The sequence below is a fragment of the Lysobacter antibioticus genome (assembly GCF_000731095.1).
Classification (GTDB): domain Bacteria; phylum Pseudomonadota; class Gammaproteobacteria; order Xanthomonadales; family Xanthomonadaceae; genus Lysobacter; species Lysobacter antibioticus_B.
In genome coordinates this window covers 23,384-34,033 of record NZ_JMTZ01000050.1, presented here as the reverse complement: position 1 = coordinate 34,033, position 10,650 = coordinate 23,384, and the positions used below count along the sequence as shown (strand labels likewise).

The 10,650-nt window shown below is 68.9% G+C and carries 8 protein-coding genes; 2 read left to right on the top strand and 6 right to left on the bottom strand.

Annotated elements, in window-relative coordinates:
- Positions 1–282: 282 nt before the first annotated feature.
- From recQ to EX88_RS0115360, 3 genes are all read right to left on the bottom strand, one after another.
- The gene (recQ, locus tag EX88_RS0115370; RefSeq protein ID WP_031372877.1) at positions 283–2,097 is read right to left on the bottom strand and encodes a DNA helicase RecQ; all 1,815 of its coding nucleotides are present in this window, start codon (positions 2,095–2,097) and stop codon (positions 283–285) included.
- A gap of 96 nt (positions 2,098–2,193) precedes the next feature.
- Positions 2,194–2,643 (bottom strand): nuclear transport factor 2 family protein, encoded by a 450-nt coding sequence (locus EX88_RS0115365; RefSeq protein WP_031372876.1) that lies wholly within the window; start codon positions 2,641–2,643, stop codon positions 2,194–2,196.
- Positions 2,640–3,530, bottom strand: coding sequence for a nuclear transport factor 2 family protein (locus EX88_RS0115360; protein ID WP_081931050.1), 891 nt, complete (start codon positions 3,528–3,530; stop codon positions 2,640–2,642). The genes EX88_RS0115365 and EX88_RS0115360 overlap by 4 nt, the downstream gene beginning before the upstream one ends.
- Before the next feature lie 179 nt (positions 3,531–3,709).
- Between EX88_RS0115360 and EX88_RS0115355 the strand changes: the two genes are divergently transcribed.
- On the top strand, positions 3,710–4,624 hold the full coding sequence (locus EX88_RS0115355; RefSeq protein WP_031372874.1) for a LysR substrate-binding domain-containing protein: 915 nt from the start codon (positions 3,710–3,712) through the stop codon (positions 4,622–4,624).
- A gap of 120 nt (positions 4,625–4,744) precedes the next feature.
- Here the strand turns inward: EX88_RS0115355 and EX88_RS0115350 are convergent, their stop codons facing one another.
- Positions 4,745–5,326, bottom strand: coding sequence for a Dps family protein (locus tag EX88_RS0115350; RefSeq protein ID WP_036149088.1), 582 nt, complete (start codon positions 5,324–5,326; stop codon positions 4,745–4,747).
- Between the two features lie 135 nt (positions 5,327–5,461).
- On the opposite strand from EX88_RS0115350, the gene hrpA reads away from it, so the two are divergent.
- Positions 5,462–9,511, top strand: coding sequence for an ATP-dependent RNA helicase HrpA (gene hrpA, locus EX88_RS0115345; protein ID WP_031372872.1), 4,050 nt, complete (start codon positions 5,462–5,464; stop codon positions 9,509–9,511).
- A gap of 36 nt (positions 9,512–9,547) precedes the next feature.
- Here hrpA and EX88_RS0115340 read toward each other — a convergent pair whose 3' ends face one another.
- Together EX88_RS0115340 and EX88_RS0115335 are read right to left on the bottom strand one after the other, a co-directional pair.
- Positions 9,548–10,027 (bottom strand): hypothetical protein, encoded by a 480-nt coding sequence (locus EX88_RS0115340; RefSeq protein ID WP_031372871.1) that lies wholly within the window; start codon positions 10,025–10,027, stop codon positions 9,548–9,550.
- A gap of 89 nt (positions 10,028–10,116) precedes the next feature.
- Positions 10,117–10,641, bottom strand: a complete 525-nt coding sequence (locus EX88_RS0115335; protein WP_031372870.1) for a hypothetical protein — start codon at positions 10,639–10,641, stop codon at positions 10,117–10,119.
- Positions 10,642–10,650 lie beyond the last annotated feature (9 nt).

The following is a 10,650-nucleotide window of genomic DNA, read 5'->3' as shown; positions in this document are numbered from 1 at the left end:
CAAAAGAAAGTAACCCGCCGCTTTAGTGGCGGAAGCTTTTGGCGTTTGATCTTGGTATTGCTTGATGGATGCGCCGCAAGACCATTACGGCGCGGTCGCGGCTTGTGACCGAAGTAAATCCAGTAGGACGCCGCTCTTGCCCCTGCGAAAGCTTGTCGCTTCTATGGGCGTCATCGGCGTTGCGATGGCTGCGCGTCCAGCGGTCGCGACTCACGTCGCTCCTACATGAACCCTACCGAAGCGACGAAGCAAGGACGTGCCCCAAGCCGCCCAGCGCAACCCTCACCCTTGATCGAACAAATGCTGCAACACCGCCTCGCCATAGCGATCCAACTTGCTGGCCCCGATCCCGGGAATACGCGCCAATTCGTCGAGATCGTCCGGCGCATGCTCGGCGATCGCGCGCAAGGTGCTGTCGTGGAAGATCACATAGGCCGGGACGTTCTGCTCGCGCGCCGTTGTCGAACGCCACTCACGCAGGGCGTTGAAACGCACCAGCGATTCCGGGTCGAGGTCGATCATCGGCGCCGCGCTCGCACCGCCGCGGGACTTGCGCGCGCCGCCTGCGGCCTTCGGTGCCTCGGTGCGGAAGCGCAGGCTGCGTTCGCCGCGCAGCACCGGGCCGCTGTCGGCGGTCAGGCGCAGGGCGCCATGGCGCTCGATGTCGGCTTCGAGCAGCCCGCCGGCCACCAACTGGCGGAATACGCTGCTCCATTGCTTGGCGTCGAGGTCGCTGCCGATGCCGAAGGTGCTGAGCTGTTCGTGATTGAAGCGGGTGATCTTCTCGGTCTGCGCGCCGCGCAATACGTCGATGACGTGGCCGGCGCCGAAGCGTTGGCCGGTGCGGTAGACGCAGGACAGCGCCTTGCGTGCGGCCTCGGTGCCGTCCCAGCTTTGCGGTGGCTCCAGGCAGTTGTCGCAATTGCCGCAGCCGCCCGGGTGCGGTTCGCCGAACCACCCCAGCAGGCTCTTGCGCCGGCATTCGGTGGATTCGCAGAACCCCAGCAGGGAATCGAGTTTGCGCAGTTCCAGTCGCTTGCGTTCTTCGCCGGCCTCGCCTTGCTGGATCAGCTGGCGCAGGTTGACCACATCGCCGAGGCCGTAGCACAGCCAGGCCTCGGCCGGTTCGCCGTCGCGGCCGGCGCGGCCGGTTTCCTGGTAATACCCCTCGATCGACTTGGGCAGGTCGACGTGGGCGACGAAACGCACGTCGGGTTTGTCGATGCCCATGCCGAAGGCGATGGTGGCGACCATGACCACGCCGTCTTCCTGCAGGAAACGGCGCTGGTTGCCGGCGCGCAGCGAGGCGTCCATGCCGGCGTGGTAGGGCAGGGCGCGGATGCCGGCGGCGACCAGTTGCTCGGCGATCGATTCCACGCGCTTGCGCGAGAAGGCGTAGACGATGCCGCTGTCGCCGCGATGCGCGCTGAGGAAATCGAGCAGCTGGCGGGTGCCGTTGTCTTTGTGGACGACGCGGTAGCGCAGGTTCGGCCGGTCGAAGGAACTGACGAAGCGGCGCGCGTCTTCCAGGTTCAGGCGTTCGGCGATCTCGCGCTGGGTCGGCGCGTCGGCGGTCGCGGTCAGGGCGATGCGCGGGATGTCCGGCCAACGCTCGTGAAGGATGGTCAGTTCGCGGTATTCGGGGCGGAAGTCGTGGCCCCATTGCGATACGCAGTGGGCCTCGTCGATCGCGAACAGCGAGATGCGCGCGCGGTCGATCAGCGACAGGCAACGCGGGCTCAGCAGGCGCTCGGGAGCGACGTACAGCAGGTCGAGTTCGCCGTCGAGCAACTGCCGCTCGACCGCCGCGGCTTCGGCGGCGTCGAGGGTGGAGTTGAGGTAGGCCGCGCGCACGCCGAGCTGGCGCATCGCCTCGACCTGGTCCTGCATCAGTGCGATCAGCGGCGAAATGACCAGGCCGCAGCCATCGCGCAGCAAGGACGGGATCTGATAGCACAGCGACTTGCCGCCGCCGGTCGGCATCAGTACCAGGGCGTCGCCGCCGTCGATCACGTGTTGGACGATTTGGGCTTGTTCGCCGCGGAACGCGGTATGGCCGAAAACGCGATGGAGGAGTTCGAGTGCGGGCTGCTGCATGCGCCTAGTCTAGCGGCGCGGCGTCGCAGGCGGTCGCGACGAGGCCGCGAGCGCCGCTGAAACGCGGTCGCCGTCGTGGCGCGCCAGGGCCGCGGCTCAGCGCGAGCGCCGCTTGATGTGCCAGACGTTGCAGATCTTGTCGTTACGGACCTGATAAATCGTCAACCCGTCGACGGTCTTGCCGTCGGCGGTGCCGGTGACGCGTTCGCGCGCCACCACCATGTCGTCCAGCGATTGCAGGCCCAGGATCTCGACCCGCGGATGCGGGCGCTTGGCGAAGGCGGCGCGGTAATAGCGCGAACGCGCCTGCGGCGTGGCCTCGGCGATGAGGGGCTGGCCGGGCAGGGGTTCGTCGTCGCCGCGGCGCCAGGCGCCGGCATCGGCGGTGGCCTGGGCCAGGAAAGCCTCGGCGTCGGCGTCGTTCCAGGCCTGGACGTAGCGGCGGACCACGACTTCCTGGGCGTCGTCGGCGGCGACGATGGCGGCGACGGCGGCGCCCGCCGATAGCGCCGACAGTGCGATCAGCAGGATTGGCATCCGCTTCATGGCCGCGCCCCGGCGGCGGCCGAGACGACCGCATCGGCGGGGCGGGCGATTTTCTGCAGAGGCCACAGGTCGAGGACGCGACCGTCGCGGACGCGCAGGATCGCCAACATCTCGTAGGTCTCACCGGCGGCGGCCGGGGTGCCGCGGGTGCGGATGCGCTCGTGGGTCACGACCAGGTCGCCGACGGCGAAGGCATCGAGCAGGTCGACTTGCACCGAGGGGCCGTCCGCATAAAGCGCCCGATAGGTCTTGGCGCGGCTGGCCTCGTCGACGACGGCGCGCGAGGGCAGGTCGGCCAGTTGGTGCGGGTCTTCGGCGCGGCGGAAGTGGCGGGCATCGGCGGCGAACAGGGCGAGGAAGCGTTCGGCGTCGGCGCGGTTGTTGGCCTCGACCAGCGCACGCGCGGTGGCCACGGCGCCGGCAGCCTGCGGCCGGTTGTCGGCGGTTTCCTTGCCGACGTGCCACAGGTCTTCGATCAGGCCGTCGCGGACCCGGTACACCACCATCAGGACCTGCGGCTCGGCGCGCTTGGGGTCGGCGATGTGGACCCGGGATACCACCAGTTCGCCGAGCGCGACCGTGCGGGTCTGCTCGATATGCGGGGTGTCGGGTTGCGCCATGGCCTTGGCGAAATGCGCGCGCAGGCGCTCGGCGCCGTACATCTGTTCCAGGCGCCTGCCGACCAGGGCGTGCGGGTCGGCGGGCAGGCCGAAGATCTGCGCCTGCGGGGCGTACAGGGCGAGAAAGGCTTCCAGGTCGTTGCGGTTGAGCGCGTCGAAGTCGGCGGCGACGACGGCGGCCGGGTCGGCCGCGGAGCCGGCCCCGGCCTCGGCCGGGATAAGGCCCATCAGAGCCAGCGAAAGCACGAGCGTGAATCGACGTTGCATGGCGGTGCTCCGGAGAGAGAGGCGAGACCTGTTTGCCCAAGCTCGGCTTTTGGCAGATAGTCCTGCCGCGGGCGGTGGCGACCGGTCCGGGCGCTGCCCGGCGTGGGTTTCGGACTAGGCTAGGAGCGGGTGGGGCGGCCGACAACGCGAAAATCGCGACAGATACATAAGGTCAGATTATGGATATATCGACATTGCCGCCGCTCAGCGCGATCCGCGCCTTCGAGGCCGCCGCGCGCCTGCAGAGCTTCACCCGCGCCGCCGAGGAGCTGGACATGACCCAGGCTGCGGTCAGTTACCAGATCAAGCGCCTGGAACAGCGGCTGGGCCTGGTGTTGTTCCAGCGCTTGCCGCGCAAGGTGGTGCTGACCCGGGCCGGCGAGCGGTTGGCGCCGACGGTGCTCGACAGCTTCCAGGCGCTGCGTTCGGCCTTCGCCCAAAGCCAGGCGCGCTCCGAAGCCGAACTGGCGATCACCTCGCTGCCGACCATCGGCGCCAATTGGCTGGTGCCGCGCCTGGGCGGGTTTCAGCTGGCGCATCCGCGGTTGGCGGTGCGCCTGGACACCGGCGTGCCCCTGGTCGACCTGGCCCAGGGCGAGTTCGACGTCGGCATCCGCAACGGCCGCGGCGAATGGTCAGGATTAAGCGCGCATTTCCTGTTGCCGGGTCTGTTCACGCCGCTGTGCAGCCCGGACCTGATCGAAAGCGGCGCGCTGCGGACGCCGGCGGATCTGTTGACCCTGCCGCGGATCGGTCGCGAACGCTGGTGGCGCAGTTGGTTGGAAGCAGCGGGCGTCGGCGATGCCGATCTGTCGGCCCGGCCCGGGGTCGAACTGGGGGTCGAGCAATACGAAGTGACCGCGGCGATCGCCGGGCACGGCGTGGCGATCACCTCGCCGCTGTTCTTCCGCAGCGAACTCGCCTCGGGGCGGTTGGTGCAGCCGTTCGAACTGGTGCTGCGCGACGAGCGCGACTACTGGCTGGCCTATCCCGAGGTGCGCCGCGGCAGCGCCAAGATCCGCGCCTTCCGCGACTGGTTGCTGGCGCAGGCGCAGGCCGACGCGCTGGGCTGGGACGGCGGCGGGCGGCGGTGAGAACCGGCGCTAAGGTCGACGCCAGGTAATGAAAAACCCCTCTCCCGCGGGGCGGAAGAGGGGTTTGGTACAGCGCGGCGGGCCGGCACGGACGCTCCGCGCCGGCCTGCCTTCAACGGTTTACTGCAGCAGCGAACGCAGCATCCACGCATACTTCTCGTGGGTCTGCAGACGCTGGGTCAGCAGGTCTTCGGTCGGCGCGTCGTCGACGTCGTCGGCCTGGTCGAGTACCTTGCGCGCGGTGCGGCACACGGCTTCGTTGCCGACCACGAGCTGGCGGACCATCTCGCGCCAGTCGGCGCTGTCGGTCAGGCCCGGCTCTTCGGTGATCGAGGACAGCTTGACGAATTCGGCGTAGGAACCCGGTGCGTTGAAGCCCAGCGCGCGGATGCGCTCGGCGATGTCGTCCAGCGCGGTCCACTGCTCGGTGTACTGGGTTTCGAACATGACGTGCAGGGCGTTGAACATCGGGCCCGTCACGTTCCAATGGAAGTTGTGGGTCTTCAGGTACAGGGTGTAGCTGTCGGCCAGGAAGCGCGACAGACCTTCGGCGATCTTCTTGCGATCGCCCGACGAGATCCCGATATCGATCGAGGGTGCGCTGTCGGCGGCCGACGGCGACGCGGCCGGGGCGACCGACACCTTGTCCGATTTGGTCTTGTCCGTTTTGCTGGTCTTGGCGGGCTTGTTGGGCTTGGCCATGTGCGACTCCTTCTCCGATGCGGGCGATCGAACGGTTTCGATCGGGGGTTTTTTGAACAATGCGGCGACAATAGGCGCAGTCGGCCGCGAAGTGAAATGGTTTGTGCCTAGCGTTGCGATACGAACGATCTATCGATGAAGAGTACCGATTCCAATCAGTCTAGCCACGAGAATGCTAGTGCCGCGTTACGACAGGCGCGGCATGCGATCGATGGCGCCTTGAGCCGCGACCGCGGTCGCTTGCACGGCCTGTGGTCGCGCTGGAGCGGCAAGCCCGGCGACGAGCGCGCGCGCGCTGCATTCGCGCAGGCCCTGGCGGCATCGGTGGCGCAGCGCGAAGCGCGGGCGGCCTCGCTGCCGCGCGCGCCGGTCGACCCGGGTTTGCCGATCGCGGCCGAAGCCGAGCGCATCGTCGAGTTGATCCGCAAGCATCCGGTGGTGGTGATCGCCGGCGAGACCGGCTCGGGCAAGACCACCCAGTTGCCGAAGCTGTGCCTGGCCGCCGGGCGCGGCGCCGCCGGCATGATCGGCTGCACCCAGCCGCGCCGCATCGCCGCGCGCGCGGTGGCCCGGCGCGTGGCCGAGGAATTGCAGACGCCGCTCGGCGAGACGGTCGGCTACCAGGTCCGCTTCAACGACAACGTCGGCGAGCGCACCGCGATCAAGTTCATGACCGACGGCATTCTGCTGGCGGAGATCCAGTCCGACCGCTGGCTGTCGGCCTACGACACGATCCTGATCGACGAGGCCCACGAACGCAGCCTCAACATCGATTTCCTGCTCGGCTATCTGAAGCAACTGCTGAAGAAGCGGCCCGACCTGAAGATCATCGTGACCTCGGCGACCATCGACACCGAGCGCTTCGCCGCGCATTTCGACGGTGCGCCGGTGGTCAGCGTGGAGGGCCGCGGCTATCCGGTGACGGTGCGCTACCGGCCGCTGGAAGGCGAGGGCGAGAGCCAGGCCGACGGCCGCGTGCGCGAGGCCCGCCAGGGCGAACGCAGCGTCAACGACGGCATCGTCGCGGCCTGCGACGAAATCACCCGCGAGGATCCGCGCGGCGACGTGCTGATCTTCCTGTCCGGCGAGCGCGAAATCCGCGACGCCCACCAGGCGCTGGAGCGGCGCAAGTACCGCGAGACCGAGGTGCTGCCGTTGTACGCGCGGCTGTCGGTGCGCGACCAGGACCGGGTGTTCAACCCCGGGCCGAAGCGCCGCATCGTGCTCGCCACCAACGTCGCCGAGACCTCGCTGACGGTGCCGCGGATCCGCTACGTGGTCGACCCGGGCCTGGCCCGGGTCAAGCGCTACAGCCCGCGCGGCAAGCTCGACCGCTTGCACATCGAACCGGTCTCGCAAGCCAGCGCCGACCAGCGCAAGGGCCGTTGCGGCCGCATCAGCGAAGGCACCTGCTACCGCCTCTACAGCGAAGCCGATTTCGAGTCGCGGCCGCGCTACACCGACCCGGAAATCCGCCGCGCCGCCCTGGCCGGGGTGATCCTGCGCATGCTGTCGCTGGGCCTCGGACATATCGAGGACTTTCCGTTCCTGGAACCGCCGGACGGCCGAGCCATCGCCGACGGCTGGCAACAGCTGTCGGAGCTCGGCGCGGTCGGCGAGGACAAGAAGCTCACCGCCACCGGCCGGACCATGGCGCGCTTGCCGGTCGACGTGAAACTCGCGCGCATGTTGGTGGCGGCCAATGCCCACGGCTGCCTGCGCGAGATGATCGCGATCGCCGCCTTCCTCGGCATCCAGGACCCGCGCGAGCGTCCGTCCGATCAGCGCGCGGCCGCCGACAATGCGCATGCCGAGTTCGCCGACCCGCGTTCGGAGTTCGTCGGCATCCTTAAATTGTGGGACGCCTACCAGGGCGCCCACGAAGAGCTGACCCAATCCAAGCTGCGCAGCTGGTGCGAGAAGCATTTCCTCGGCTTCCTGCGCATGCGCGAGTGGCGCGAGCTGCACCGGCAGTTGAAGCTCGTGTGCGAGGAGACGGGGCTTGGGACTCGGAACTCGGGACTCGATCAGCCTGGTGCCGCGGCTTCTACGAATCCCGAGTCGCCGGTCCCGAGTTCCGAGGGCTACGCCAGACTGCACCGCGCCCTGATCGCCGGCCTGCCGACCCAGATCGGTTTCCGCGCCGACCGCGGTTTCTACGACGGCCCGCGCGGGCGCAAGTTCCAGTTGTTCCCCGGCTCCCCGCTGGCCAAGAAGCCGCCGCCGTGGGTGTTGTCGGCGACCCTGCTCGACACCGAGCGGGTGTGGTCGATGACCAACGCCACGATCGAGCCGGACTGGGCGATCCAGGAACTGCCGCATCTGCTCGCGCGGCGCCATCACGACCCGCGCTGGGCGCGCTCGCAAGGGCGGGTGGTCGGCAGCGAACAGATCAGTCTGTTCGGCCTGGTGCTCGCGCCGAAGCGGCCGATCCATTACGGCGCGCTGTACCCGGAGGAAAGCCGCGCGATCTTCGCCCGCGACGCCCTGGTGACCGGCGAGATCAACACCCGCTCCGCGTTCCTGGCGCGCAACCTCGCCACCCTGGCCAAGGCCCACGACGAAGAAGCCAAGCAACGCCGCGCCGGCCTGGTGGTCGACGAGGAATGGATGGCGCAGTGGTACCTCGACCGCCTGCCGGCGCAGGTCCACAACGTGCAGGCGCTGGATGCCTGGTACCACAAGCTGCCGGCGGGGGAAAAAGCCAAGCTGGAATGGTCGAACGCCGATCTGATGATCGGCGGCGAAAGCGAGGCCGCGCGGTTCCCGCCGTATCTGCAGCTCGGCAATGCGCGGCTGGCGGTGAGCTATCGCTTCGAGCCGGGCGCGGCCGACGACGGCATGACCCTGGCGGTGCCGTTGCACCTGCTCAACGCACTCGACCCGGCGCAGCTGTCGTGGCTGGCGCCGGGGTTCGTCGCCGACAAGGCCGCGGCCCTGATCAAGAGCCTGCCGAAGATCCTGCGCCGCAACTTCGTGCCGGCGCCGGATTTCGCCAAGGCCTTCCATGAGGCGCACGCCAAACCCGAGGCCGACGACCTGGTCGGCACGCTCGCGCGTTTCCTGCGCAAGCTGACCGGGGTCGAGGTGGCGGCGACGGATTTCGATCCGGCTTCGATCGAGCCGCATCTGCGCATGAACCTGCGTCTGCTCGAGCTCGCCGATGCGCGTGCCGACAAGGGCGCCGGCAAGGCCCAGGCCGCGGTGGTGCTGGCGGAGTCGCGCGATCTCGATGAGCTGCGCGCGCGCTTCGGCGAGCGTGCGGCGCGTGCCTTCGCCGCGCGCGCCGCCGACGGCCTCGGCCAGCGTGGCCTGACCGCGTTCCCGGAGCAGGCGATCCCGATGTCGGTGCCGGGCGCGGCCGGCGTGCCGGCGTTTCCGGCCCTGCACGACGACGGCGACACGGTCTCGTTACGTGTGCACGCCGAGCGCGAGGCCGCGTTGCGGGCGCATCCGGGCGGGGTGCGGCGCCTGCTGGCACTGGCGATGGCCGACAAGCTCAAGCAGGCGCGCAAGCAACTGCCGGTGCAGGCCAAGACCGGCTTGTTGTACGCGGCGATCGAATCGGCCGCGCCGCGCCAGAACGGCCTGCGCGACAGCGACCGGCTGCGCGAGGATCTGGTCGACGGCGCCCTGCAGTCCCTGCTCGGCGACGATGCCGAACTGATCGCGGTGCGCGATGCGGCGGCCTTCGAGGCCCGTCGCGAGGCGGTCGCGCGCAAGCTGTTCCCGGAGGCGACCGAACGCCTGGCCCAGGCCGAAGCCATCCTGAGCGCGGTCGCCGAGGTGCGTTCGCGCCTGGAGTCGTCGTTGATGGGCTGGGCCAGCGGCAACCTCGACGACATGCGTGCGCAGCTCGCGCGGCTGACACCGCCCGGCTTCCTGCGCAATGTCGCCACCGCGGCCTTGGCGGAGTACCCACGCTATCTGAAGGCCTTGGCGGTGCGCAGCGAGCGCGCCTTGCGCGATCCGGTGCGCGACCAGGCGCGGATGCTCGAGCTCAAGCCCTTCGTCGAGGCCTTCGATGCCGCGAATGCCGCCGGCCGGGCCGAGGCTGCCGGCTGGCAGGCGCTGCGTTGGGAGATCGAGGAGCTGCGGGTGTCGCTGTTCGCCCAGGAGTTGGGCGTGCGCGGCGGCGTGTCGCCGAAGAAGCTCGCGCAACGACTGGCGTCGCTGCGCGCTTGAGCCGTTGGCAGAAGCGCGCCTTCGGGCGCGCCGCGCTCAGTCGAGGCGGCGGACCTTGGCCTTCGGCGTCTGCCCTTCGACTTCCAGGAACCAGCCGCCCATCAGACCGGGCTTGATGGTGACCTTCGGCGGTGGCACCGGCTTGCCGAGGAACAGCGAGCCTTCGGTCACCCGCCAGCGCTGGCCGTTTTCGAGTTCGAACACGGTGCCGATCGACCAGCCGCGGAACTCGCCCTTGAGCGCGCTGTGCACCGGTTCCACGTCGCCGCGGTCGAGCAGCCCCTTGCGTTCCGAACGCACCGCCTTGGTGGCCTCGGCGACGGCCGCAGTCTGCTCCTGCGACAACAGTTCGTTGAGCAGGGCCAGTTGCTGCGGCGACAGGGTGTCGAGCCCGGTGGCCTTCATCTGTTCGGCATTGAAGCGTTGTTCGACCGCGATATAGGGACGCTCGGCGGCGGACGCGGCGGGCGCGATCGCGAGCAGGACGGCAACGGTCAACGAGGACAGCACACGCATGTCGGACTCCGGACGGGGCAGCGGCGAAACGGTGAAGGAGAACGCCCGCGCGCCGACGCCGTGGGGCGTCGGAGCACGGGCGGCATTCATTACTTGACGCGGGTGACCTTGGCGCGGGTGTTGTAGCCGTCGACCGAGAGGAACCAGGCGCCGCCGATCACGCTGGGGTTGATGCGCACCTGCGGCGAATCCAGGTGCACGCCGGGCAGGTCGACGCCGTCGACCTGGCGCCATTCCTGGCCGTTGTCGAGCACGTAGACCTGGCCCTGGCCGTAGCCGTCGAACTTGCCGTTGAGGCGGGCGACCACCGCTTCGCGCGAGCCCGAACCGAGGAAACCGCGGTTCTCGTGCTTGACCAATTCGCGGGTTTCTTCTTTGGCCTTGACCACGGCCTTGCTGGTCTCGGCGTCGAGGGTGCGGTTGAGCCAGGCGTTCAGATTGGCGAGCTGTTCCGGGCTGAGCTGGTCGAGACCGGCGGCCTTGAACTGTTCGGCGCTCATCTGTTGTTCGATCTTGGACTGGGCGAGGGCGGCCGGCGCGCTCAGCGCCAGGGCGATCGCGACACCAGCGGCGATCAGCAAGGGACGCAATGCGGAAGGGTGAATCGCGGACATCGTGCTGTT